Raw genomic sequence first — 25,017 nt, 5'->3', positions numbered from 1 at the left:
TTAATTACGCCTTTCTTGCAGAAGGTGTCTTTTTGGCCATTAAACGCGGGATTCGACGGGCTACAGGAGGCAGACGCAGCATTATCAGCAACGCACCTATAGAAGCATAGACAGCCCACTCCTTCAGATCCGCACGAACGATCCACAACATATGCAGCAGCCCGAGACCGAGAATCACATAAACCAGTCGATGCAGCTTCTTCCAGCGAGCCCCCAAACGTCGCTGACTGTAACGATTGGATGTCACGGCCAGCGCCAGCAAACAAAGAAACCCTAGCGTCCCGACAATAATGTAAGGCCGCTTGCGCAACTCGACGCCCAGCTGCGACCAGTCAAAACCAAGAATGAACGCCGTATACCCACTCATATGCAGGACGACATAGGCAAAGCACCACAGCCCTAGCTGCCGCCGAACCGCCACCCACCCCGCCCAACCGGTCAACTTCTGCAGGGGCGTCATGCTCAATGTAATAAGCAGAAGGACAAGCGTCCCGAACCCCAGCCGATCAACCAGCACTTTGCCCGGATCAGGCCCCAGCACATCCGCCCAAGCCTGATACAACCAAATCAACGGCCATACCGCTGCAGCTATAAAGACGCCTATTCGCCAAAACGGAAAACGCATCAGTAGTTCTTCCGCAAATCGAGCCCTGTATAGAGAGAGGCGACTTCATCCGAGTAACCATTGAACATCTGCGTGTCCCGCACATTGGGTTTGAACAGACCACTCGGCAAACGCCGCTCCCGCGCCTGGGTCCAGCGCGGGTGATCGACCGTAGGGTTCACGTTCGCATAGAACCCATACTCGTCCGCAGCAATGCTCTGCCAGGTTGTCTTCGGCTGCTCACTGACCAGACTGATCCGCACGATTGATTTAACGCTCTTGAAGCCGTACTTCCACGGCACCACCAAACGCAGTGGCGCGCCATTCTGATTCGGCAATTCCCGGCCATACATGCCCACCGCAAGAATCGCCAACGGATTCATCGCCTCATCCAGGCGCAGCCCTTCCACATAAGGCCAGTCGATCAAGGCAAAACCGGAGCGCTGCCCGGGCATGACCTTGGGATCCTCCAGGGTTTCGAAGCGAATGTATTTGGCGTTGGAAGTAGGCTCGACCTGCTTGATTAGCGCCGAGATGGGAAAGCCTATCCAGGGAATGACCATCGACCACGCCTCCACACAGCGAAGACGGTAAATCCGCTCCTCCAACTGATAAGGCTTCATGAAGTCTTCCAGTGCATACCTTCCCGGCTTGCCCACCTCCCCGTCCACGACCACGCTCCACGGCTCGGTCTTCAGCACACCGGCATTGGCCGCCGGATCACCTTTATCCGTGCCGAACTCGTAGAAGTTGTTGTAGTGGGTCGCGTCCTTGAACGGGGTGATCGCCTCATCCTTGACGTTAACCGCCCCCCATTTGGTAGAAGGCAGCTTTTCGGCAAACCAGGAAGGCGCCTTGCCAGGCTCGACATCGGCATAACGCGCAGCATCGTCGGCATTCGCCCAACGAGGAAGACTGCTCACGGCCAAACCGACCACGGCAGCACCGAGCACTTTACGACGAGATAGATAGAAGGATTCAGGCGTGACGTCCGACTCATGACAGTCGGACGCTTTGGGGACTTTGATCAGCATGGCTACTCCGCAGCATTGGAGGACAGATGCACCAATAGACTGCGGAGTATGAGGGAAATTACATCATTCGGCGTTTTTGTGACGACGAAGACGTAGCAGATATTGAACCGGGCCAGAGGCTGCATACCCGAGGAATACCAGCAGCAGAATGCGCGGCGGATCACTGAAGACCACGGCAAACACCAGCACTACGGCAAGGATCGCTACGAAAGGCACCCGCCCCTTCAAGTCCAGCTCCTTGAAGCTGTTGTACTTGATGTTACTGACCATCAGCATGCCGGCAGCCGCCACCATCAAAGCCACCAGGAATGACATCTTGGAACCCTGGATCCCGTAATCACTGAATGCCCAGACAATCCCCGCCACCACACCGGCGGCTGCCGGGCTGGCCAGGCCAATGAAGTAGCGCTTGTCTGCGGTGCCAACCTGAGTGTTGAACCGAGCCAGACGCAACGCCGCGCCGGCCACATAAATGAAGGCAACCATCCAGCCGACCTTGCCCATATCACCCAGGGCCCAGCCGAAGGCCAGCAACGCCGGCGCAACACCAAAGGCAACCATGTCCGACAGCGAGTCGTACTCGGCACCGAATGCGCTTTGGGTATTGGTCATGCGCGCAACCCGGCCATCCAGGCCGTCGAGCACCATGGCGACGAAAATCGCTATGGCGGCGAATGCAAAATACTTGCTCGCATTCACCGAGTCACCGGCGCTCAAGGCGGCCTGCGCGCTCATCGAATTGATTATGGAGTAGAACCCTGCGAACAGATTCGCAGTGGTAAAGAGATTCGGCAGAAGATAGATACCACGATGCCGGACTTTACGACCTTCAGCGTCATGCCCTTCCTCGATGTGTTCATCGATGGGCAGCAGACTTTCGGCGTCAGGAGCCTGGTTTGGCTCTTCGGGACGTTCGCTCATGGACATTACCTTGCAACAGGATGGAAAGTTTCGACAGGTGTCTGGGACGACGGTTCGGCCGCAAACGATGCAGCTTTATACCAGAACCGGCGATCCAAACGAAAAAACGCGGCCTAGGCCGCGTTTTCCGTACAAGCGTGCGACTTAGTTTTTGGCTTTGTCGACGATCTTGTTGGCACCGATCCACGGCATCATGGAGCGCAGTTGCTCGCCGATGATTTCGATACCGTGAGCGGCGTTGTTACGACGCTTGGCGGTCATCGAAGGATAGCCGGTTGCGCCTTCGCTGATGAACATCTTGGCGTATTCGCCGTCCTGAATACGTTTCAGGGCGTTGCGCATGGCCTGACGGGATTCGGCGTTGATCACTTCCGGACCGGTCACGTACTCGCCGTACTCAGCGTTGTTGGAGATCGAGTAGTTCATGTTGGCGATACCGCCTTCGTACATGAGGTCAACGATCAGTTTCAGTTCGTGCAGGCATTCGAAGTAGGCCATTTCCGGCGCGTAGCCAGCTTCAACCAGGGTTTCGAAACCGGCTTTTACCAGTTCAACGGTACCGCCGCACAGAACGGCTTGTTCGCCGAACAGGTCGGTTTCGGTCTCGTCCTTGAAGGTGGTTTCGATGATGCCGGTACGACCGCCACCAACGCCAGCGGCGTAGGACAGCGCAACGTTTTTGGCGTTGCCGGAAGCATCCTGGTAGATAGCGATCAGGTCAGGGATACCGCCGCCTTTGACGAACTCGGAACGCACAGTGTGGCCCGGTGCTTTCGGCGCGATCATGATCACGTCGAGGTCAGCGCGCGGAACAACCTGGTTGTAGTGGATCGCGAAGCCGTGGGAGAAGGCCAGGGTGGCGCCTTTCTTGATGTTCGGCTCGATTTCGTTCTTGTACAAAGCAGACTGGAACTCGTCCGGGGTCAGGATCATGACCAGGTCGGCAGCAGCAACAGCGGAAGCAACGTCAGTCACTTTCAGGCCGTGAGCTTCGGCTTTGGCAACAGTGGCCGAACCTTTACGCAGACCAACAGTAACGTCAACGCCGGAATCTTTCAGGTTGCACGCTTGAGCGTGGCCCTGGGAACCGTAACCGATGATGGCAACTTTCTTGCCCTGGATGATCGACAGGTCGCAGTCTTTTTCGTAATAAACTTTCATGAAATTCCCCTATATATCCAGGCCGTTCAGGCCATTCGCTAATTTGGTTTAGATGCTGAGTACTTTGTCGCCGCGAGCAATGCCGGTTACGCCGCTACGGACGGTTTCCAGAATCGAGGCGGTGCCGATGGACTGAATGAAGCTGTCGAGCTTGTCGCTGGTACCGGTCAGTTGAACGGTATACACGCTGGCGCTGACATCGACGATCTGCCCACGGTAAATATCGGTAGTGCGCTTGATCTCGGCGCGCTGGGCGCCAGTAGCCTTGACCTTGACCAGCATCAGTTCGCGCTCGATGTGAGCACTTTCCGACAGGTCGACCAATTTGACCACTTCGATCAGCTTGTTCAGGTTCTTGGTGATCTGCTCGATCACTTCATCATGGCCGACAGTGGTCAACGTCAGGCGCGACAGGGTCGGGTCTTCGGTCGGTGCCACGGTCAGGCTTTCGATGTTGTAGTTGCGCTGCGAGAACAGGCCGACTACACGAGACAGAGCGCCAGGTTCGTTTTCCAGAAGCAAGGAAATAATGTGCCGCATGATTAAGTACGCTCCGTCTTGCTCAGCCACATATCGCGCATGGAGCCGTCTTTGATCTGCATCGGGTAGACGTGCTCACTGGTGTCGACCGAAACATCGATGATCACCAGGCGATCCTTCATGGCAAACGCTTCTTCCATCTTCGACTTCAAATCTTTCGATTCGGTGATGCGTACGCCGACGTGACCATAGGCCTCGGCCAGCTTGACGAAGTCAGGCAACGATTCCATGTAGGAGTGCGAGTGACGGCTGCCGTAACTCATGTCTTGCCACTGGCGAACCATACCCAGAACACCGTTGTTCAGGATGACGATTTTGACCGGCAAGCCATATTGCAGACAGGTGGACAGCTCCTGGATGTTCATCTGGATGCTGCCCTCGCCCGTCACGCAGACGACGTCGGCATCCGGAAAGCTCAACTTGATGCCCATGGCCGCCGGGAAACCGAAGCCCATGGTGCCCAGGCCGCCGGAGTTGATCCAGCGGTTCGGCTTGTTGAACTTGTAGTACTGCGCCGCGAACATCTGGTGCTGGCCCACGTCGGACGCCACATAGGCATCGCCCTTGGTCACTTCGCACAGGGTTTCGACCACGGTCTGCGGCTTGATGACGCTGCCGTCGCCCTTGTCGTAAGGGAACAGGCCGCGATCACCGCGCCACTCATCAACCTGCTTCCACCAACTAGCCACGGACTCCTTGTTCGGGGTCTCGCCGATTTCCTTGAGGATCGCGACCATTTCGGTCAGGACACTTTCGACCGGACCGACGATAGGCACGTCAGCCTTGATGGTCTTGGAGATCGAAGCCGGGTCGATGTCGATGTGAATGATCTTGGCATTCGGGCAGAACTTCGCCGGGCCATTGATCACACGGTCATCGAAACGCGCACCGACTGCCAGGATCACGTCGGCATGGTGCATCGCCAGGTTAGCGGTGTAGCTGCCGTGCATGCCGAGCATGCCGATGAACTGACGGTCGGTGCCAGGGTAGGCACCCAGACCCATCAGGGTATTGGTCACTGGCAGGTTGAGCATCTTCGCCAATTCGGTCAGCGGCGCGGAGCCACCACCGAGGATCACGCCGCCACCTGCGTACATCACAGGACGCTTGGCCGCCAGGAGCATTTCTGCTGCCTTGCGGATTTGCCCGGAGTGACCGCGAACGGCCGGACTGTAGGAACGCAGCTTGGCTTTTTTCGGGAAGATGTATTCGAACTTCTCGGCCGGGTTGGTCATGTCTTTCGGAATATCAACAACGACCGGACCAGGACGACCGGATTGCGCCAGGTAGAACGCTTTCTTCATGACTTCCGGGATTTCCGAGGCGTGCTTGATCATGAAGCTGTGCTTCACGATCGGCCGGGAGATACCGATCATGTCGGTTTCCTGGAACGCGTCGGTACCTACCATGGTGCTAGGCACCTGGCCGGAAATGACCACCATTGGAATGGAGTCCATATAAGCGGTGGCGATCCCGGTGATGGCGTTTGTTGCGCCAGGACCGGAAGTCACCAGTACCACGCCGGCTTTACCGGTGGCACGGGCATAGCCGTCAGCCATATGGGTAGCCGCTTGTTCGTGACGAACCAGGATGTGGGTCACTTCCGGTTCTTTGAACAGGGCATCGTAGACATGAAGAAGAGCACCACCCGGGTACCCGTAAATATATTTGACGCCTTCGTCACGCAAAAAGCGGACGAGCATCTCACCGCCAGATAAAAGCTCCACGTTGTTCACCTCTAAAACGCCAGAATACCGTCCACTCACAAGAGGACGGGTCTTAATAGGTTTACTTCTCGGCAGAGCATGAGCGACGGTGGTCGCCGACTACGTCAGCACTGACTGAGCAAGTATTGGGATCGTCCCAAGTGTTGCGGGGCTTTCCCACCCAGCGCGAGGTAACGCGTTGCGGGTGTTACAGGTCGGCGCGGGTATGCGCCTCATGATCTGCCGAGTGGGCCTGCTTCTGGCAGTCCCTCTACAGCGGACTTTGGATTCTTCTGTTTCGTCCCCTCCAAGTCAAGTCGTCTATGTGCTTTATTGTGAGTAAGCACATGAGAACGCAAGAAAAAACCCGTAAACCGCGCGTGTGTTAGCTTCAATTGCGCAACTTATGACAAGGAAATGGCATGCGTACGTTCTTCTTCACCGCCGGTCTGCTGATCAGCCTGAGCCCTTTGTGCATGGCCGCGCAGATCTACAAGTGGGTGGATGCCCAAGGCGTGACTCACTTCGATGCCCAGCCGCCCCAAGGCCAGCAGACCACCACGGTGGTCACGCCCGCCTCGCCCGCCGGCAAACCGCCCGCAGAGCGCAGCAATGTGCTCGGCGATCAGCAGGCCATCGATAAGACGGTTAAAAAGCAGGTGGCCGAGCAGCAAGCCCAGCTCAAGGTGTTCTGCGAGCAGGCGCGGACGAACCTTGCTCAACTGCAGAACAATCCGCGACTACGGGAAGAGATTGACGGGGAAATGCGCCGCCTGAACGACCAGACACGTCAGGAGCGCATTACCGAGGCACAGAAACAGATTGCAGATAACTGCCAATAACGCTCTCTGTAGGAGCTGTCGAGTGAAACGAGGCTGCGATCTTTTGATCTTAAAAAATCAAAGTCAAAAGATCGCAGCCTCGTTTCACTCGACAGCTCCTACGTGCTCCTGCGCAGCGCGTTAGCGAGATGCGGTGATCAGCAGGTCAAACTCTTTGAGCAGAACCTGAAGCTGCCGGTCCTTGCCCTGAACGTTGCGGGCGGCAAAGACCATTTCGGCCATCTCCTGAATGCCCGACGCATTGGGCAACGGCAGATCCTGTTCGAGAATCGCCTTCATGCGCGGCAGGAAGATCCATTGCAGCCATTGCTCGAAGTCCAGGGTGTCGACCGAAAACGGCTCGACACTCGACAACGCTTCAGCACTCGGCGCGACTTCGTCCCACCAGCCCTGAATCCGCAGCTCACGCTCGATCAGCAGCAACTGCTCGGCAATCTTTGGGAAACGTGCATCCATCACAGCGAAACCTTGGCCTTCTGACGTGCCTGCGAAGCACCCGCGGAATCGCCCTGTTTCTCACGCGCCTGAGCGATCAATTCCCACAGGCTGGCTTGAAGATCCGGGCGGCCATTGGCAAATGTCAGACCACGACGAGCAAACTGCTCGGCTTGCGGCGCATCGCCCTGGGCCATGCGTACTTGCGCCAGGCGATAAAGCACTTGCGGCTCACGCGGGGCCACACGCTGGGCGCGCTCCAGGCTGGAGGATGCGCCGTTGAGGTCGCCAGTGGCCTGTTGCTGTTGAGCGGTGGTCAGCAGCGCCAACACTGGGCCATCGAGCTGTTCATCGGCAGACAAACCGCCACCGGTACTGGCCGACGGAATCCCGCTCGGCGTCGATGGCATGCTGTAGCTGCCCTGATTGACCGGCGCGGACTGCACCGGCGACGTATCGATCGGACCTGGGGTAATCGGGCCCGGCGTGATCGGCGACGTGCTGATCGGTGCCGAGGAAACCGCGCCACCCCCTGGAACCATCACCACCACACCGGTATCGCCTTGCGGGATCGCCTGGGTCTGGGCTTGTGCAGGACGTTTCACGGTGGTCTGACGGAAACCGCCATTCGCCGAAATCCGCTCACTGTTCGACACTGCGCTGCCGGAATCCACAACCGGGATCGAACCGCGCTGTACGCTGGAGCAACCGCTGAGCAAAGCCACGGCGGTAACCGCTGGAATCAACCACTTGTTCACTTGAAACCCTCTTTGCTTAATTCATCCAGCCCTTGACCCAATCCATCACCGTTTCGCCGGAAGCAGGGGTTTCCCCACCACAAGCGGCGCCGGGAGGCGGTTCGCTGCCGCGAATATACGGCATCTGCACCGCACCTGGGCAGTTGGCATCAGAGCCTTGCCCGGTGCGCGAATCTACCCACGCCTGAACGATGTTGTCCGGCTGCGGCATGTCCAGCGGCAGCGGGTCGGCCTTGCGCATGAAACTGGTCCAGACCTGCAACGCACCGGTGGCGCCGGTGAACGGCGTCTTGCCGTTATCGTCGCGCCCCAGCCAGACCACTGCCAGCAGATCCTGGCTGAAACCGGCAAACCAGCTGTCCCGCGAATCGTTACTGGTGCCGGTCTTGCCCGCCAGCGTCAGGGTCTTGGGCAGCACGTTATAAACCGAACTGCCGGTGCCTTCACGCATCACCCGCTGCATGGCGCTCTGGATCAGGAAGATCGACGCCGGATCAAACCGCTGCTGGATCTGGAACGGATAGCGCTTGAGCGGCTCGCCCTCGGCGGTCAGTACGCTGCGGATCCCGCGCATCGGCGTGTTGAAACCGCCGTTGGCCAGGGTCTGGTACATGGTCGCGACTTCCATCGGGGTCAAGCCACCTGCGCCCAACAGCATCGATGGGAACGCCGGGAATTCACGAGTCACACCCAGTCGTGCCAAAGTCTTGAGGACATTCGGCACGCCCAGCTCCAGCCCGAGACGCGCGGTCGACAGGTTGTAGGAATGCGCCAGCCCCTGATACAGGAACACTGTGCCGTGGGAGCGGCGATCGTAGTTCTGTGGTTTCCAGACCTGACCGTCCGCGCCCTTCACCGAGAAGGCATCGTCGGACAGCCAACTGGTCAAGCTGTACTGGCTGGGTTTCTCAAGCGCAGTCAGATACACCGCCGGCTTGATCAACGAACCGATTGGTCGCACCGCATCCAGCGCGCGGTTGAAACCGGCAAAGCTTGCCTGGCGACTACCGATCATGGCCTGGACTTCACCGGTTTCCGGGTTGGTCACGACCATCGCCGCTTCAACGTCATCCGAACCTTTGCGCCCGGCCAGTCGTTTAAAGGTGTCATTGACCGAGGCTTCGGCTTTCATCTGCAGAATCGGATCGAAACTGGTGAAAATCCGCAGGCCTTCTTCGGTCAAGTCTTCGTCGCGATAGTCTTCACGCAGTTGGCGTTTGACCAGGTCGATAAAGCCCGGGAACGAGCTGTCGGCCAATTTGCCACGCGTGGTCACGCCCAGCGGCATGGCCTTGGCCGCCGCAACCTGTTCGGCTGTGGCAACGCCTTGTTGCTCAAGTACGTCGAGCACCAGATTGCGTCGCTCCAGCGCCCGCTCCGGGTTGCGACGCGGGTTGTAATAGGACGGGCCCTTGACCATGCCCACCAGCAACGCGACCTGATGCAGTTTCAGTTCGGACAACGGCTGGCCGAAGAAGAACTGACTGGCCAGGCCGAAACCGTGCACCGCGCGCTGACCGTCCTGACCGACGAACACTTCATTGAGGTAAGCCTCAAGAATCTCGCGTTTGTCGTAATGCAGCTCAAGCAGCATCGCCATCATGGCTTCGGTGAGTTTGCGGGTCAGGCTGCGTTCGCTGGTCAGGTAGAAGTTCTTGACCAATTGTTGCGTCAGCGTACTGCCACCCTGGGTCATCTTGCCGCCCGAGGTGTTGACGTAAACGGCCCGGGCAATCGACTTCGGCGACACGCCCCAGTGGTGATAGAAATCCCGGTCTTCCACGGCGACCAGGGTTTCCAGCAGATACGGAGGGACCTGATCGATTTTGATCAGGATCCGGTCTTCAAGGTTTTTCGGATAAATGCCGCCGATCATCAACGGCTCCAGGCGCACCACGGACAACTTCGAACCGTTGGTCGCCGAAAGTTCGGCCACATAGTCGCCGGAGAACCGCACGCGCACAGGCTGGGCTTTTTCCAGGCCTTCATAGAACTGGAAGCCACGGGTATTCAGGTCAACGGTATTGCCGTTGACCGCCGCAGCGCCGGGGCCGTTGCTCACAGCTTCGCGGCGGTAGCCCAAGGCGTCGAGCTCGGTGAGGAAGTCTTCCTTGCTCAGCTTCTGGCCGGTAAACAGCTCCAGCGGACGCGCGTACACCTTGGCCGGGATGGTCCAGCGCTTGCCGGAGAATTTCTCCTGGACGATGGCGTCCAGGTAAACCGCGAACCCGGCGAGCACGACGAGGCCGACCAGGCTGAGTTTAATGGCCCAGCTCAACCACGGGCTAAGGCCCTTGGATGGTGGTTTTTTTTGCTGCGGGGGGATCGAGTTCGAGTCATGGCGGCGGATTATACGCACTTTATTCATACTCAACAGGAGCCCGCCGAGGTTTGCGTCAGGCGGACTTGCGGCCATAATGGCGACCTTGAATTTTCTCCGACTCTGAAGGATCGCCTGTGAGCCAGTCCCTGATCGCCGCCCTGCAAAACCCGGCCCTCTACCCGCATCCCGTTGACGGGTTCCAGGTCATCGAGACCCATATCTCCTGGGTCATCCTCACGGGTCCCTTTGCTTATAAAGTGAAGAAGCCGATGAATTTCGGCTTCCTCGACTTCACCAGCCTCGACGATCGCGAACATTTCTGCGCTGAAGAGCTGCGTCTGAACCAGCGCCTGACCAATGATTTGTATCTTGAAGTGTTGCCGATTACCGGCAGCGCCGAAGCCCCGCAATTTGGCGGCGATGGCCCGGCCATCGAATTCGCATTGAAGATGCGTCAATTCCCACAAAGCCAGTTGCTCAGCACGCTGCAAGCCAACGGTGAATTGACCACCGCGCACATCGACGAAATGGCCGAGCAAATCGCGCAGTTCCACCTCACTGCACCAAAAGTACCGGCTGAACACGACGCCGGCACCCCGGACAGCGTCATGGCGCCAGTGCGCCAGAACTTTGAGCAGATCCGCCCGTTCCTCAGCGACAAGGCTGATCTGCTGCAACTGGAAGCCCTGCAAGCCTGGGCCGAAAGCAGCTTCGAACGCCTCAAGCCGCTGTTTGCCCAACGCAAGGCAGACGGGTTCACCCGCGAATGCCACGGTGACATTCACCTCGGCAACGCCACCGTGATCGACGGCAAGGTCGTGATCTTCGACTGCATCGAATTCAACGAACCGTTCCGCTTCACTGACGTCTACGCCGACACCGGCTTCCTGGCGATGGACTTGGAAGACCGTGGCCTGAAAAGCATGGCCCGTCGTTTCATCAGCCAGTACCTGGAACTGACCGGCGATTATCAAGGCCTTGAAGTGCTGAACTTCTATAAAGCCTACCGCGCCCTGGTTCGCGCCAAGGTTGCCCTGTTCAGCATGCCGGCCGAGGCCGATCCGGTGCAGCGCGCCACCACCCTGCGCCAATACCGCAACTATGCGAACCTGGCTGAAAGCTACAGCACCATCCCTTCGCGCTTCCTGTCCATTACCCACGGCGTTTCTGCTGTCGGCAAAAGCCGCGTGGCCATGCGTCTGGTGGAAGCGCTCGGTGCAATTCGTCTGCGCTCGGATGTTGAACGCAAGCGTCTGTTTGGCGAGCAAACCGTACCGAACGATCCACAGGCCGGCATCTACAGTGCTGACGCCAGTGCTGCGACCTACACCCGCCTGCATGAAATCGCCGGCGTGATCCTGCGGGCCGGTTTCCCGGTCGTGATCGATGCCACCTACCTCAAGCGTGACCAGCGTGACGGCGCAGCAAAAATTGCCGAAGCCACTGGTGCACCGTTCCTGATCCTGGACTGCAACGCGCCGCAAGCCGTGATCGAGGGCTGGCTGGCCCTGCGTCAGGCAGAGAAAACCGATCCGTCCGACGCCAACCTGGCCGTTATCGCCGCCCAGCAAGCCAGCCGTGAAGCGCTGACGCCTGCCGAGATTCTGTGCAGCAAACGCGTGCAGACCAATGAAAGCGGGACCCTCGACACCGTCGTGGCGCAGATTCGCCAACGCATGCCTGGCCTGTAAGAAACTATTTCAGCCGTGGAGCCCTCGCCGGCTTCACGGCTGTCAAATAGTGGCACTATACTGGCGTCATAAAACCAACAGGTGATGTGACATGAGCCAGCCGAAACTTCTCGACACCCCGCTTTATGCCTTGCTGCACAAAGACGACATCACAGGTTTTAACAAGGAACGTCCTGCGGACGGCCCGATCGACATGGTCGGTGGCGACTTCCGTGGTCTCGACCTGCGCGAACTGAACGCCGATGGCGTTGATTTCACCGACGCGTATTTCCGTTCCGCCGACTTGCGCGGCATCGACTTTCGCAATGCATCCCTGGAAGGCGCGAGCCTGGCCCACGCGCAAATCTCCGGCGCCTATTTCCCGCCCGAGCTGAGTGCCGACGAGATTCTGATGTCGATGAATTTCGGTACGCGCCTGCGTTATCGCACTCGCTAATCCCCTGACACGACGCAATCCCTGTGGGAGCGGGCTTGCTCGCGAAAGTGGTTTAACTTCCAACATCCCTGTCGACTGACACTACGCCTTCGCGAGCAAGCCCGCTCCCACAAGGGTTTGCACCGCCCTCCTCTACTGCATTCGCAGCCCGTTCGAACGCCGCTCTTAGAAGCTTTTGCGCCGAAACCGACCAAACAATCACGCTTTTCCTACTGATGGCTACACTCCTCAAAGGCTCGCCCACGCACCGTTCGGCCGTCGCAAGGAGGCTTGATGAATGATGAACTGCAACACCTGAAGAATCTTGGCAAGACGTCTGCACAGTGGCTGCATGCCGTGGGCATCCACAGTGCCTCGGACTTGCGTCGCTTGGGGGCGGTGGACGCTTATCGGGCCGTGCGCACGCGCGGGTTCCGGGCGTCCAAGGTGTTGCTGTATGCGATCGAAGGCGCGCTGATGGATGTGCACTGGAACGACATCCCCGCCGAACGCAAGGAAGCCTTGAACAAACAACTGGAAGCCATCTCTTCACGTCACAAGAATTGAACAGGCGCCATTGCCATGTACCTGCTCGGGGAACAACCGGCTTACGCCGACGCACTGATCAACCGCCTGCAAAATATGCCTGCCCGGTTGCTGGAGGGGTTATCACCCTGCGGCCCGCCCCTGGAGTTGCCTGCCGTTGACGACCTCGCGAAGGCATTGCCCGGCGATCAGTTGTTCTTGCTCGACAGCGGCTTGCTGCATGGCTGTGTGGATGAGCGCGCGTTGTTCTATTTGCATGAAGGTGACTTGGTCGGCCTGCGTCAGGACGCTGAACTGCCCCCTTGCCGCTTGCGCAGCGACGGCCCGTTGTCCCTGATTCCTTTCCTGCGCACCGAAGTGTTCCAGCATATTTATGCCGATCCACACCGTTCGGAGTTGTTCCTACAGTATTTGGCCGGCCAGTCCTCCCTGTTGTCCGACGCCATCGCGCGCCTGAAACCACCCGAGTTTCGCAGTACCCACGGCTTCCAGCGCGTAGCCAGAGGCGAAGTGCTGATTCAACAAGGCGATGAGGCGGACCATGTGTTCGTCATCATCGAAGGCCACGCCGAAGCGTTTGTCGACGGATATAAAGTCGGCGATGTGCCCAAGGATGAGATTTTCGGCGCCATGGCGGTGTTCACTGGCGAGAAGCGCAATGCCAGTGTCATTACCAGCGAACCGAGTACGGTGATAGTGATCCCCAAGGATCAGTTTCTGAGCCTGACGCAAAACAATCCGAAGATCGCTCACAGCCTGATCGAGAGTATGGCGCGGCGCATCGGGCTGCTGAACAAGCAGATCACCCAACTGAGCGCAGCCAAGCCTTCAGGCTGAAGCCCAGTGAATACGGGGCTTGCAGACGAATTCAAAATTAATCAGAAAACAGCGGTTGACTTGGTAATGAGAATCGCTATGATTATCACAACTGGTCGCGAGACTGGTCGATATTCTGAAAAGCCCTTGGTTCGGACTCTCAGATTATCTCCTCATCAGGCTAATCACGGTTATTTGACCCGACTCTTGTCGGGTCTTTTTTTGCCTGTGGAAAAGTCGCCTGCGCCTACTTGCCCATCTGCTTACGCATCTCTGCACAGTAATCCTGCGTCGGCGTAGCGGGCGTGTACCAGACGTAATCGGCCATGGCCGGCGTGACCTCACTGCCCTGCTCCGCCAACATCAACACGATGGGGGCTTCGGGCTCGCCCAGATCCAGCACATGCAGCGGCACACCGACATCCTTGCGCGCATGGTAGGCACCGGCGAACAGCATTGACGGCGTCGGCGCCGCAATCAGGCGCTGCGCCATGCGTCGATCACGTTGTTGTTGCACCGCCAGCATGGCCGGCATTTGCGATTGGGGCAGCAGGCCGCAATGGGAACCGCTGATTTGTTCCAGCAACTCTTTTTTGACCGACGGGGCATTGGAGCGCAAACCGCTCACTGTCGGTGACTGGGCATAGAAAGCACGCACTTCGGCGTTATCCAGATTGGCCGACAGCAGCGGATAAGACTGACCCAAGGCAAAACGCACAATTGGCCCATACAAATCCCAGTCCCAACCCGACTGCCAGGCCAATGCGCCGGGCAAATCTGTTGGCAGCGACGCAGCGTGGTGCACGTCATCGACGCGCGGTTGTTGATCCGGCGTGAGCATTTCCAGCAACAAGCTGCCTTGCGCTCGCCGCTGACCTAACTCCTGGAGCAACCACAATTGCAGTTGATGGTGATCGCGGTTGTCGTGCTGCTCGCCGACGATCAGCCGTGCAGGCTTGGCCAATCGCGCAACCAGTTCTGTTGCCGTCAGTGACTGACCGCTGCGCAAATCGCGAATCTGGCCGGTGAGCGGTGGCGGCGTTGAAACATGCTGACAAGCACTCAGTAGCAACGCAGCCAGCAGCAAAATCCCTCGCATGTTCCCACCTCGATGAATGACTCAGCGGGCGATGATCAGCGGATGCCCACGCTCCGGGTGCGGTTGCACCAGCACTTCCAGGCCGAATACCGCTTTGAGCGGTTCCGGGCGCAATACCTGCTGCGGCGTATCCAGCGCTACCGGACGCCCGCCTTCGAGCAGCAACAGGCGATCACAATAACGCGCTGCCAGATTCAGATCATGCAGGATCACCAACACCGCCGCACCGCGATCAGCGAATTCGCGCACCGCTTGCAGTGTGGTGTGCTGATGCAGGGGATCGAGCATCGACGTCGGTTCATCCAGCAATAAAGTCTGCCCCGCTTCGCCCGGCCAGAGTTGCGCCAAGACCCGCGCCAGATGCACCCGCTGACGTTCGCCACCGGACAGCGCCAAATAACTGCGACCGCTCAGATGCCCGGCATCCGCGGCGCCCAAAGCGGCGGCGACAATTTCATCATCGCGAACCCTGCCCGTCTGATAAGGCAAGCGGCCCATGCCGACCACTTCCTCGACACGAAAGCCGAAGTCCAGGGTCGACACTTGCGGTAACACGGCCAGCCGTTGCGCACGTTGGGCGCCGGTGCAATGCCGCAACTCCTGCTGATCGAGCCAGACGCGCCCCTCATCGGGGTGCAGCTCACCGCACAACGCGCCGAGCAAGGTGCTTTTGCCGGCGCCGTTGGGTCCCAGCACGCCGAGGACTTCGCCCGGTTTCAGTTCGAGGGTGATGTCCGTCAGCACGGTTTTGCTACCGCGACGGATCAACAGGTTTTCCGTGCGCAGCATCAGACAGGCCTCCTGAGCAGCAAAAACAGGAAGAACGGCGCACCAATGAACGCCGTGACGATGCCGATCGGCAACTCGGCCGGCGCCAAGGCCAGGCGCGCCACCAGATCGGCGAACAACAACAGACTCGCCCCCGCCAGCACCGAGGCCGGCAACAACACCTTGTGATCCGGCCCGGCCAGCAGTCGCACCAGATGCGGTACCACCAGCCCGACAAAACCGATCATGCCAGCCGCCGCCACCGCCGCGCCGACACCCAGCGCGGTGCAGAACACCAGCTCACGCTTGAGCCCTTCGACATCAATGCCCAAGTGACCGGCCTCGGATTCGCCCAGCAATAACGCGTTCAGCGCTTTGGCCCGACGCGGCAACCATAGCGCCACGCCGGCCGTCACCAGCAACAACGGCCAGAGCCGCGAATAGCTGGCGCCGTTGAGGCTGCCCAGGTTCCAGAAGGTCAGCGTGCGCAAAGTCGCATCGTCCGCCAGATAGGTGAACAAGCCCACGGCCGAACCGGCCAGTGCCGTCAACGCGATCCCCGCCAGCAACATGGTTGCGACGTTGGTCTGACCGTTACGTCGGCCCAGTCGATACACCAGCGCCGTCACCCCGAGCCCGCCCAGAAAGGCGCACAAGGATAAAAGATAGGGCCCGAAGGCTTCAGGCAAACCGCCAAACGCCGAGCCACCGACAATCGCAATCGCCGCGCCCAACGCCGCGCCGCTGGAAACCCCCACCAGCCCCGGGTCGGCCAATGGATTGCGAAACAAACCCTGCATCGCCACGCCAGACAACGCCAGCACGCCACCGACCGCCAGACCCAACAAGGTGCGCGGTAGGCGAATTTGCCCAAGGATCAGTTCAGCCTGCTCCAGTCCATCGGGGGCAATCGGCACACCGAGCAGCCGCAGCGCCGCACGCAAGGTGTCGAGCAGCGGCAAGCTCACCGGGCCTAGAGCCAACGACAACCAGATCGCCAGCAAACACAGCACACTCAAACCAATAAACAGTGCGCGAGGTTTAACCAGCGTTGTCATTGGCCGGTCGCGCCAGGATAGAAACCGTCAGACAGCTTTTTCAGAGCTTCGGGCAGACGTGGTCCCAATCCGCCCACCAACAAGGTCGGATCAAGCTCCATCACTCGCCCATTTTTGGCCGCGCGGGTCGAGGACAGGATTGGATTCTCTTTGAACAGCGCCGCTCGAGCCGCATCACCCGTCAGAGCGCGATCGGCAAATACCAGCACTTCAGGGTTCAGGCTGGCCAGGGATTCGTTGGAAAACGGTTTGTAACCGGTGTGCGTCGCCAGATTGTGGCCGCCGGCCTGTTGCAGCAACCAATCGGCGGCAGTGTCCTTGCCGGCGATCATCGGCTTGCCGCCCATATGACCGAGCAACAACAGCACACCCGGTGCTTTTTGCTTGAGCTGGGCCTGGGTGACCTGGGCCTTTTGCTGATCCAGTTGCTGTTGATACGCCTGCAAGGCCTGGGTCGCCTGCGCCTCAGCGCCAAGCAACTTGCCCAGATGCTCCAGGTTACTTTGCAGCGCCGGCAAATCCGGCTGGGCCGAGAACAGTTCAACTTGAACGCCTGCGGTGCGAATCTGCGCCAGCACCGGCGGCGGACCCATTTCTTCGGTGCCGACCAGAATCTGCGGGCGCAGGCTCAAGATGCCTTCCGCCGACAACTGCCGCTGATAACCGATGCTCGGCAGCGCCTTGAGGGATTCCGGGTGCTGGCTGGTGGTATCGACGCCGACCAGTTTCGATTCGCCACCCAGCGCACTCACCCACTCGGACAGAGCACCACCAGCGCTGACCCAACGTTGCGGCAGTTCGGCCGCTGCGGCCTGATGGCTGACGAGCAGTCCGACACACAACGCAACAACGCGGGGACTCAGGCGCATAAACAGCTTCCTTAAACGGTTTCCCGGGCATCCGGCGGACAGGCCAAGTATCCTCGGCAGACCGCACGCGCCCCATGGGCGGGCGGCCATTTGATAATTGTTTGCATTTGCACGTCAAGTAGAGACGTTTCCTACGACGCGTGTCGACATTTGAGGATAGACATGAAGTTTCTTTGCCCAGGCCCAGAGCTGGCCGATGCCAGCAGCCGCGGTTTCGATATCGACGGCCAGAAGCTCTTCGCCGTGCGCCGGGGCGGTCAGGTTTATGTCTATATCAACCGCTGCCCGCACCGTGGCGTAAGCCTTGAATGGAAACCCGACCAGTTTCTCGACCCTAGCAACAGCCTGATCCAGTGCGCCACCCACGGCGCACTGTTTCTGATCGAAGACGGCGAATGCGTCGCCGGGCCGTGCGCCGGGCAATCCCTGACCGCCATCCCCTGCCGCGAAGATGCGCAGGGAATCTGGGTCAGCCTTTAACCGCCGAGCAACACGTCCAGGCGCCGTTCCACCACCATCTCTTCGTGACTCAGGCGCACGCCATAGGCCAACACCTCGACGCCACACGCCACCGCCTCGCGCAATGCAGCCGCGTAGGCCGAATCGATTTCTTCTGCAGGACGTACGGCCTCGATGCCAGTCAGGTTGACGCAATACAACTGCACAGCACGGATTCCGTCCCGGGCCAAATGCGCCAGTTCACGCAAATGCTTGGCCCCGCGTTGGGTCACCGCATCGGGAAACGCTGCCACGGGCGTGCCGTCATAACCCAACGTGACACTTTTGACTTCCACGTACGCCGGCCCGCTCGGGTAATCGAGGCGGAAATCGATGCGACTGCTTTCCTGACCATAAGCGACTTCGCGCTTCAGCTCAGTAAAGCCGTTGAGCTCGGTGATCACACCAGCGCGCAGTGCTTCTTCGATCAAGCCGTTGGCCCTTCCGGTGTTCACACAGAACAAGCGCCCTTGCGGGGTTTCGCCAATTTCCCAGGTGCCCGGCAATTTGCGCTTTGGGTCGTTGGAGCGGCTGAACCAGACTTGCCCGCCCTCGACTTGGCAATTGAGCATCGAGCCGGTGTTCGGGCAGTGAATGGTCAGTAACTCGCCGCTAACGGTTTCGATATCAGCGAGAAAACGCTTGTAACGACGAATCAAACGACCTTCTTCGAGGGGAGGATGAAAGCGCATCAGCCTTGCCAGCTCTTCAAGCCGCGCGCGATCCGTTCAACCGCTTCCTGCAAGCGCGGCAGGCTTTGGGTGTAGGCAAACCGTACGTGATGTCCGGCCTGATAACGCCCGAAGTCCAGACCAGGGGTGATTGCGACGTGCTCGGTTTCGAGGAAGTGTCGGCAGAACGCGAAGGCATCGCCGCCGAACTTGCTGATATCAGCGTACAAATAGAACGCGCCTTCCGGCTCGACGGCGATGCCAAATCCGAGCTCACGCAAGGCCGGCAACAGGAAGTCGCGACGACGCCCGAATTCGGCACGACGCTCTTCCAGAATTCTGATGGTTGCCGGTTCGAAACAAGCCAGCGCGGCGTGCTGGGCCATGCTCGGGGCGCTGATGTAGAGATTCTGGGCGAGTTTTTCCAGCTCGCCGACCGCCGCTTCCGGTGCTACCAGCCACCCGAGGCGCCAACCGGTCATGCCGAAATACTTTGAAAAACTATTCAGGACGAAGGCGCTGTCATCGACTTCCAGCACACTGGCTGCGTCGGTGCCGTAAGTCAGGCCGTGGTAGATCTCGTCCACCACCAGATGGCCGTGGCGCTGCTTGATCGCCGCCGATAATCCGGCCAGCTCATCGCGGGTCAGGATCGTGCCGGTCGGGTTGGCCGGCGAAGCCACCAGGGCGCCGACGCTGTCGTGATCCCAATGCCGCGCCACCAAATCAGGCGTCAGTTGATAGCGCACGTCGGGGCCAACAGGCACAAGTTGCGCCGCGCCTTCGACCAAACGCAGGAAATGCCGGTTGCACGGGTAGCCAGGGTCCGCCAACAGCCAGTGTTTGCCCGGATCGACCAGCAAAGCGCTGGCCAGCAGCAAGGCGCCGGAACCACCCGGTGTCACCAGAATCCGCTGCGGATCGATGTTCAGCCCATAGCGCTGCTCATAGAAGCCCGAAATCGCCTCGCGCAGTTCGGGAATGCCGCGAGCCGCGGTGTAACGGGTCTTGCCCGCAGTCAGCGCGGCCTGGCCGGCCTGGATGATCGGTTCGGCAGTGGTGAAGTCCGGCTCGCCGATTTCCAGATGGATCACGTCGTGGCCGGCAGCTTGCAATTCATTGGCCCGCGCCAGCAGCGCCATGACATGGAACGGTTCGATCGCACGACTGCGCGCACTGTAGGGCTGAGCCATTAGCCTTCCTTCAACGGGGAAAAGAATCGATTCTACCTATCCACTGGAACGAGGGAGAACCTAAAGCGGTCAGAGCCGTATAACCGGGGCTGCAAACGACTCGAGCGAGTGTCTCAGGTTTGACTAAAATCAATATTTGATCAGGTCTCCAGCACCACCAGACAAGGCTTTGCAATCATTTGCAAGCACCGTGAGCCACTACCGCGACATCCGGGAGTAGCGCGGTCCGTTTTGATCTGGTAAGTTCGCCCGCTTGCAGCCGCAGGGCCGGCAGGTGTCGGTGATGGAGCAATCCTGCGCAATGGATTACAAGAGTAGAGGCGGTCCATTTCATGCCCACCCAAGCAAAGCAGCAAAACCAGTCGATCAGCGGCTTCGAACCCTACAAAGAAGTTAAGGGCGAGGAGTACATGGGCAAGCCCATGCGCGCTCACTTCACCAAGATCCTGAATAAGTGGAAACAGGACTTGATGCAGGAAGTCGACCGTACGGTTGATCACATGAAAGACGAAGCGGCCAATTTCCCTGACCCGGCAGATCGTGCCAGCCAGGAAGAAGAATTCAGCCTTGAATTGCGCGCCCGCGATCGTGAGCGCAAGTTGATCAAGAAGATCGACAAGACGCTGCAATTGATCGAAGACGAAGAATATGGCTGGTGCGAGTCCTGCGGCGTCGAGATCGGCGTCAAGCGACTGGAAGCCCGCCCTACCGCCGACATGTGCGTTGACTGCAAGACCCTGGCGGAAATCAAGGAAAAGCAAGTCGGCAAGTAATCTCGACTTGAACGAAAAACGGAGCGTGCGAACGCTCCGTTTTTGTTTCCGCAATTCGCCCCAGCATAAATCCTGTGGAAACCCTGTGGGAGCGGGCTTGCTCGCGAAAGCGGTGTGTCATACAGCTTAAATGTTGACTGATACACCGCATTCGCGAGCAAGCCCGCTCCCACAGGGTGGCCGGCGCACGACTCGACGACGTAACATCATTCCATGACTGCCACTACACCCTACATCGGCCGCTTCGCCCCTACGCCCAGCGGTCACTTGCACTTCGGTTCGCTGGTCGCCGCCCTGGCCTCGTACCTCGACGCGCGCTCGGTGGGTGGTCGCTGGCTGATGCGCATGGAAGACCTCGACCCGCCCCGTGAAGAACCCGGCGCCCAGGCCGCGATTCTTAAAGCGCTGGAAAGCTACGGTTTCGAGTGGGATGAAGAACTGGTTCGCCAGAGCGACCGGCACGACGCCTACGCCGAAGTGCTCAATCGCCTGTTCAATCATGGCCTGGCCTACGCTTGCACCTGTTCACGCAAGCAACTGGAGCCGTATCACGGCATTTATCCCGGCCTGTGCCGCAATGTCGGGCATGGCACTGATGACGCGGCGATTCGCCTGCGTGTGCCGGAGCTGGAATATCACTTCATCGACCGGGTGCAAGGCGAGTTCCGCCAGCACTTGGGCCGGGAAGTCGGGGATTTCGTGATTCGCCGCCGCGACGGGCTCTATGCTTATCAACTGGCCGTGGTGCTGGATGACGCCTGGCAAGGCATCACCGATATCGTGCGCGGCGCTGACCTGCTCGACTCCACGCCGCGACAGCTCTACCTGCAAGAACTGCTCGGCCTGCCGCAACCGCGTTACCTGCATGTGCCGCTGATCACCCAGCCGGACGGTAACAAACTCGGCAAATCCTACCGTTCGCCACCGCTGGCAGACGATCAGGCCACGCCGCTGTTGCTGCGGGCACTGCGGGCGCTGGGGCAGAATCCCGGCAGCGAACTGATTTATGCCACGCCACGGGAAGTGCTGAATTGGGGCATCGCCCACTGGGATGCCGCACTGATCCCGCGCACACTGGCGCTGCCCGAGGCGCAACTGCAGTGATGGCACTTGCAGTCGCGCCGCCATCCGTTACCATCGCCGCACGTTTTCGGGCACGCGCATAAAAGAGAGGCCGGGATGTACATCTATCGCTTGGTCCTGCTTTTGGTAGTGGGGATTTATCTGTTCTCCCCGGCCATCATGGATTGGTGGATCGACGCTACTGGCGCCTGGTATCGCCCTTATCTGCTCTGGCTGATTCTGATCGTCGTGACCTTCATCCTGCAGAGCCAAAAAGATGCCGATGAGCTTTAGCCTGACCCAGATGATCCTGATCAGCGCCGCGTACCTGGCGGTGCTGTTCGGCGTCGCCTGGATCAGCGAACGGGGCATGATCCCCCGGGCGATCATTCGCCACCCGCTGACTTACACCCTGTCGCTGGGGGTCTACGCCAGTGCGTGGGCGTTTTATGGCACGGTCGGCCTGGCCTATCAGTACGGCTACGGGTTTCTGTCCAGCTATTTAGGCGTGTCCGGCGCATTCCTGTTGGCGCCGGTGTTGCTGTACCCGATCCTGAAAATCACCCGCACCTATCAACTGTCGTCGCTGGCGGATTTGTTCGCCTTCCGCTTCCGCAGCACCTGGGCCGGCGCGCTGACCACGATCTTCATGTTGATCGGCGTTTTGCCGCTGCTGGCGTTGCAGATTCAGGCCGTGGCCGACTCCATCGGCATCCTGACCCGCGAACCGGTGCAGCATCGCGTAGCCCTGAGCTTCTGTGCACTGATTACCCTGTTCACGATTTTCTTCGGCTCGCGCCACATTGCGACGCGGGAGAAACACGAAGGCCTGGTGTTCGCGATTGCCTTTGAATCGGTGATCAAGCTGATCGCCATCGGCGGCGTTGGCCTGTATGCGTTGTACGGCGTGTTCGACGGCCCGCAACAGCTGGAACTGTGGCTGCTGCAAAACCAGACCGCCCTCGCCGCTTTGCACACGCCGTTGCAGGAAGGTCCGTGGCGTACGCTGCTGCTGGTGTTCTTCGCCTCGGCGATTGTGATGCCGCACATGTATCACATGACCTTTACCGAAAACCTCAACCCGCGCTCGCTGGTCAGTGCGAGTTGGGGCTTGCCGCTGTTCCTGCTGCTGATGAGCCTGGCGGTGCCGCTGATTCTGTGGGCCGGGTTGAAACTCGGCGCGACCACCAATCCGGAATACTTCACCCTCGGCATCGGCATCGCCGCCAACAGCAAGGCTTTGGCGCTATTGGCTTACGTCGGTGGTTTGTCGGCGGCCAGCGGTTTGATCATCGTCACCACCCTGGCGCTGTCCGGGATGGCGCTTAACCATTTGGTCCTGCCGCTGTATCAACCGCCCGCCGAAGGCAACATCTACCGCTGGCTGAAGTGGACCCGCCGGGCGCTGATCGTCGCGATCATCATGGCCGGTTACGGTTTTTATCTGCTGCTGGGCGCGGAGCAAGACCTGGCCAACCTCGGCATCGTCGCGTTCGTCGCCACGTTGCAGTTCCTGCCGGGGGTTCTGTCGGTCCTGTATTGGCCGACCGCCAACCGTCGCGGCTTTATTGCCGGTCTGCTCGCAGGGATTCTGGTGTGGATGGTGACCATGCTGATGCCGCTGGTGGGCAATCTGCAGGGTTTCTACATTCCGCTGTTGAACATGATCTACGTGCTCGACGACACCAGTTGGCACATGGCGGCGATTGCGTCGCTGGCCGCCAACGTACTGATGTTCACTCTGATCTCGCTGTTCACCAACGCCAGCCCCGAAGAAGCCAGCGCCGCTGAAGCTTGCGCGGTGGACAACGTGCGCCGCCCGCAACGCCGGGAATTGCACGCTGCCTCGCCCCAGGAATTCGCCACGCAACTGGCCAAACCGCTGGGCGCCAAGGCTGCGCAGAAAGAAGTCGAGCAGGCCCTGCGCGATCTTTATCTGCCGTTCGACGAGCGCCGGCCTTACGCGTTGCGCCGTTTGCGTGACCGCATCGAAGCCAACCTTTCGGGCCTGATGGGGCCGAGCGTCGCCCAGGACATGGTCGAAACCTTTCTGCCTTATAAGGCCGGCGGCGAAAACTATGTGACCGAGGACATTCACTTCATCGAGAGCCGTCTCGAGGACTACCATTCGCGCCTCACCGGCCTCGCCGCCGAGCTCGATGCCTTGCGCCGCTACCACCGCCAGACCTTGCAGGAACTGCCGATGGGCGTCTGCTCCCTGGCCAAGGATCAAGAGATACTGATGTGGAACAAAGCCATGGAAGAACTGACCGGGATCGCCGCGCAACGCGTGGTCGGTTCGCGCCTCAGCACCATTGGCGATCCATGGAAAGAATTGCTCCAAGGCTTCATTAATCTGCCGGACGAACACTTGCACAAACAGCACCTGGCCCTCGATGGCCAGACCCGCTGGCTGAACCTGCACAAAGCCGCCATCGATGAACCGCTCGCGCCAGGCAACAGTGGCCTGGTGCTGCTGGTGGAAGACCTGACCGAAACGCAGATGCTCGAAGACAAACTGGTGCACTCCGAACGACTGGCGAGCATTGGCCGACTGGCGGCAGGCGTGGCCCATGAAATCGGCAATCCGATCACCGGCATCGCCTGTCTGGCGCAGAACCTGCGCGAAGAGCGCGAGGAAGACGCCGAGCTGACGGAAATCAGCGGGCAGATTCTCGAGCAGACCAAACGTGTGTCGCGCATCGTGCAGTCATTAATGAGCTTCGCCCACGCCGGCAGTCACCAGCACAGCGACGAGCCCGTCTGTCTGGCCGAAGTGGCCCAGGATGCCATCGGCTTGCTGGCCCTGAACCGGCGCAATTTCGAAGTACAGTTCTATAACCTGTGCGACCCCGATCACTGGGTCGAAGGCGATCCCCAGCGGCTCGCCCAAGTCTTGATCAATCTGCTTTCAAACGCCCGCGACGCCTCGCCGCCACACAGTGCGGTGCGGGTCAAAAGCGAAGCCGGCGAACACACGGTCGATCTGATCGTGGAAGACGAAGGCAGCGGTATTCCGAAGAACATCATGGATAGATTGTTCGAACCTTTCTTCACCACCAAGGATCCTGGCGAAGGCACCGGTCTGGGCCTTGCACTGGTCTATTCCATCGTTGAAGAGCATTATGGACAAATCACCATCGACAGCCCGGCTGATGTTCAAAGCCAACGCGGTACCCGTATCCGGGTGACATTACCGCGTCATGTCGAAGCGACGTCCGCTGTGAACTGAGA

24 protein-coding genes and 1 pseudogene are annotated in these 25,017 nt (G+C 59.4%); 10 read left to right on the top strand and 15 right to left on the bottom strand.

Annotation, left to right across the window (positions count from 1 at the left end; translation table 11 throughout):
- Positions 1-4: 4 nt before the first annotated feature.
- The 6 genes from msrQ to NK667_RS32500 all read right to left on the bottom strand — a co-directional run bounded on the left by msrQ (position 5) and on the right by NK667_RS32500 (position 5,987).
- The gene (msrQ, locus tag NK667_RS32525; protein ID WP_054616630.1) at positions 5-625 is read right to left on the bottom strand and encodes a protein-methionine-sulfoxide reductase heme-binding subunit MsrQ; all 621 of its coding nucleotides are present in this window, start codon (positions 623-625) and stop codon (positions 5-7) included.
- Positions 625-1,638: a protein-methionine-sulfoxide reductase catalytic subunit MsrP gene (gene msrP, locus NK667_RS32520; RefSeq protein ID WP_054616631.1), complete on the bottom strand. Its 1,014-nt coding sequence runs from the start codon at positions 1,636-1,638 to the stop codon at positions 625-627. Before msrP ends, msrQ begins: the two co-directional genes overlap by 1 nt.
- Before the next feature lie 63 nt (positions 1,639-1,701).
- On the bottom strand, positions 1,702-2,559 hold the full coding sequence (pssA, locus tag NK667_RS32515; protein WP_054055323.1) for a CDP-diacylglycerol--serine O-phosphatidyltransferase: 858 nt from the start codon (positions 2,557-2,559) through the stop codon (positions 1,702-1,704).
- 144 nt (positions 2,560-2,703) lie between these two features.
- Positions 2,704-3,720 (bottom strand): ketol-acid reductoisomerase, encoded by a 1,017-nt coding sequence (ilvC, locus tag NK667_RS32510; protein WP_007948647.1) that lies wholly within the window; start codon positions 3,718-3,720, stop codon positions 2,704-2,706.
- Positions 3,721-3,768: 48 nt separating this feature from the next.
- Positions 3,769-4,260: an acetolactate synthase small subunit gene (ilvN, locus tag NK667_RS32505; protein WP_003176102.1), complete on the bottom strand. Its 492-nt coding sequence runs from the start codon at positions 4,258-4,260 to the stop codon at positions 3,769-3,771.
- Positions 4,261-4,262: 2 nt separating this feature from the next.
- Positions 4,263-5,987, bottom strand: coding sequence for an acetolactate synthase 3 large subunit (locus NK667_RS32500; RefSeq protein WP_054055337.1), 1,725 nt, complete (start codon positions 5,985-5,987; stop codon positions 4,263-4,265).
- Between the two features lie 401 nt (positions 5,988-6,388).
- Here NK667_RS32500 and NK667_RS32495 point away from each other — a divergent pair, with 401 nt between their 5' ends.
- Positions 6,389-6,808, top strand: coding sequence for a DUF4124 domain-containing protein (locus NK667_RS32495; protein WP_054055326.1), 420 nt, complete (start codon positions 6,389-6,391; stop codon positions 6,806-6,808).
- A gap of 120 nt (positions 6,809-6,928) precedes the next feature.
- On the opposite strand, the gene NK667_RS32490 is transcribed toward NK667_RS32495, so the two are convergent.
- The 3 genes and pseudogenes from NK667_RS32490 to mrcB form a co-directional block, all read right to left on the bottom strand.
- Positions 6,929-7,264 carry a YqcC family protein gene (locus NK667_RS32490; protein ID WP_054055327.1) on the bottom strand — a complete coding sequence of 112 codons (336 nt, stop codon included), beginning with the start codon at positions 7,262-7,264 and terminating at the stop codon, positions 6,929-6,931.
- Positions 7,264-8,001 carry a tetratricopeptide repeat protein gene (locus NK667_RS32485; RefSeq protein ID WP_054055329.1) on the bottom strand — a complete coding sequence of 246 codons (738 nt, stop codon included), beginning with the start codon at positions 7,999-8,001 and terminating at the stop codon, positions 7,264-7,266. The genes NK667_RS32490 and NK667_RS32485 overlap by 1 nt, the downstream gene beginning before the upstream one ends.
- A 16-nt stretch (positions 8,002-8,017) precedes the next feature.
- Positions 8,018-10,341, bottom strand: a pseudogene (gene mrcB / locus NK667_RS32480) (penicillin-binding protein 1B).
- 117 nt (positions 10,342-10,458) lie between these two features.
- On the opposite strand from mrcB, the gene NK667_RS32475 reads away from it, so the two are divergent.
- From NK667_RS32475 to NK667_RS32460, 4 genes are all read left to right on the top strand, one after another.
- Entirely contained in the window at positions 10,459-12,015 is a 1,557-nt protein-coding gene (locus NK667_RS32475; protein ID WP_054616632.1) for a bifunctional aminoglycoside phosphotransferase/ATP-binding protein, read from the top strand.
- Positions 12,016-12,106: 91 nt separating this feature from the next.
- Positions 12,107-12,451, top strand: a complete 345-nt coding sequence (locus tag NK667_RS32470; RefSeq protein WP_054055335.1) for a pentapeptide repeat-containing protein — start codon at positions 12,107-12,109, stop codon at positions 12,449-12,451.
- A gap of 273 nt (positions 12,452-12,724) precedes the next feature.
- Entirely contained in the window at positions 12,725-12,997 is a 273-nt protein-coding gene (locus tag NK667_RS32465) for a TfoX/Sxy family protein (protein WP_007971093.1), read from the top strand.
- 15 nt (positions 12,998-13,012) lie between these two features.
- The gene (locus NK667_RS32460; RefSeq protein ID WP_054616633.1) at positions 13,013-13,813 is read left to right on the top strand and encodes a Crp/Fnr family transcriptional regulator; all 801 of its coding nucleotides are present in this window, start codon (positions 13,013-13,015) and stop codon (positions 13,811-13,813) included.
- 226 nt (positions 13,814-14,039) lie between these two features.
- On the opposite strand, the gene NK667_RS32455 is transcribed toward NK667_RS32460, so the two are convergent.
- From NK667_RS32455 to NK667_RS32440, 4 genes are read right to left on the bottom strand one after another with little or no spacing between them, the layout of a single operon-like run.
- A complete protein-coding gene (locus NK667_RS32455) occupies positions 14,040-14,891 on the bottom strand; it encodes a ChaN family lipoprotein (protein WP_054616634.1) in 852 nt (283 codons plus the stop codon).
- 21 nt (positions 14,892-14,912) lie between these two features.
- Positions 14,913-15,680, bottom strand: coding sequence for a heme ABC transporter ATP-binding protein (locus NK667_RS32450; RefSeq protein WP_054051265.1), 768 nt, complete (start codon positions 15,678-15,680; stop codon positions 14,913-14,915).
- Entirely contained in the window at positions 15,680-16,663 is a 984-nt protein-coding gene (locus NK667_RS32445) for a FecCD family ABC transporter permease (RefSeq protein ID WP_177331482.1), read from the bottom strand. Before NK667_RS32445 ends, NK667_RS32450 begins: the two co-directional genes overlap by 1 nt.
- 50 nt (positions 16,664-16,713) lie before the next feature.
- The gene (locus NK667_RS32440) at positions 16,714-17,586 is read right to left on the bottom strand and encodes a heme/hemin ABC transporter substrate-binding protein (protein WP_054616635.1); all 873 of its coding nucleotides are present in this window, start codon (positions 17,584-17,586) and stop codon (positions 16,714-16,716) included.
- A gap of 162 nt (positions 17,587-17,748) precedes the next feature.
- Here NK667_RS32440 and NK667_RS32435 point away from each other — a divergent pair, with 162 nt between their 5' ends.
- Positions 17,749-18,066, top strand: coding sequence for a Rieske (2Fe-2S) protein (locus tag NK667_RS32435; RefSeq protein ID WP_054616636.1), 318 nt, complete (start codon positions 17,749-17,751; stop codon positions 18,064-18,066).
- Here the strand turns inward: NK667_RS32435 and sfsA are convergent.
- Both sfsA and NK667_RS32425 read right to left on the bottom strand, forming a co-directional pair.
- On the bottom strand, positions 18,063-18,776 hold the full coding sequence (gene sfsA, locus NK667_RS32430; RefSeq protein WP_054616637.1) for a DNA/RNA nuclease SfsA: 714 nt from the start codon (positions 18,774-18,776) through the stop codon (positions 18,063-18,065). The genes NK667_RS32435 and sfsA overlap by 4 nt on opposite strands.
- Positions 18,776-19,948, bottom strand: coding sequence for a pyridoxal phosphate-dependent aminotransferase (locus NK667_RS32425; RefSeq protein ID WP_054616638.1), 1,173 nt, complete (start codon positions 19,946-19,948; stop codon positions 18,776-18,778). Before NK667_RS32425 ends, sfsA begins: the two co-directional genes overlap by 1 nt.
- Before the next feature lie 332 nt (positions 19,949-20,280).
- On the opposite strand from NK667_RS32425, the gene dksA reads away from it, so the two are divergent.
- From dksA to NK667_RS32405, 4 genes are all read left to right on the top strand, one after another.
- Positions 20,281-20,721: an RNA polymerase-binding protein DksA gene (gene dksA, locus NK667_RS32420; RefSeq protein ID WP_007902025.1), complete on the top strand. Its 441-nt coding sequence runs from the start codon at positions 20,281-20,283 to the stop codon at positions 20,719-20,721.
- A gap of 213 nt (positions 20,722-20,934) precedes the next feature.
- Entirely contained in the window at positions 20,935-21,825 is an 891-nt protein-coding gene (gene gluQRS / locus NK667_RS32415; RefSeq protein ID WP_054616639.1) for a tRNA glutamyl-Q(34) synthetase GluQRS, read from the top strand.
- 75 nt (positions 21,826-21,900) lie between these two features.
- Positions 21,901-22,077 (top strand): hypothetical protein, encoded by a 177-nt coding sequence (locus NK667_RS32410; RefSeq protein ID WP_003176118.1) that lies wholly within the window; start codon positions 21,901-21,903, stop codon positions 22,075-22,077.
- On the top strand, positions 22,061-25,015 hold the full coding sequence (locus NK667_RS32405; RefSeq protein ID WP_161807681.1) for a sensor histidine kinase: 2,955 nt from the start codon (positions 22,061-22,063) through the stop codon (positions 25,013-25,015). The genes NK667_RS32410 and NK667_RS32405 overlap by 17 nt, the downstream gene beginning before the upstream one ends.
- Positions 25,016-25,017: the final 2 nt, after the last annotated feature.

The organism is Pseudomonas nunensis (genome assembly GCF_024296925.1).
GTDB classification, from domain to species: domain Bacteria; phylum Pseudomonadota; class Gammaproteobacteria; order Pseudomonadales; family Pseudomonadaceae; genus Aquipseudomonas; species Aquipseudomonas nunensis.
The sequence above is the reverse complement of the archived record's forward strand: the minus strand, read 5'-3'. Positions and strand labels throughout refer to the sequence as shown.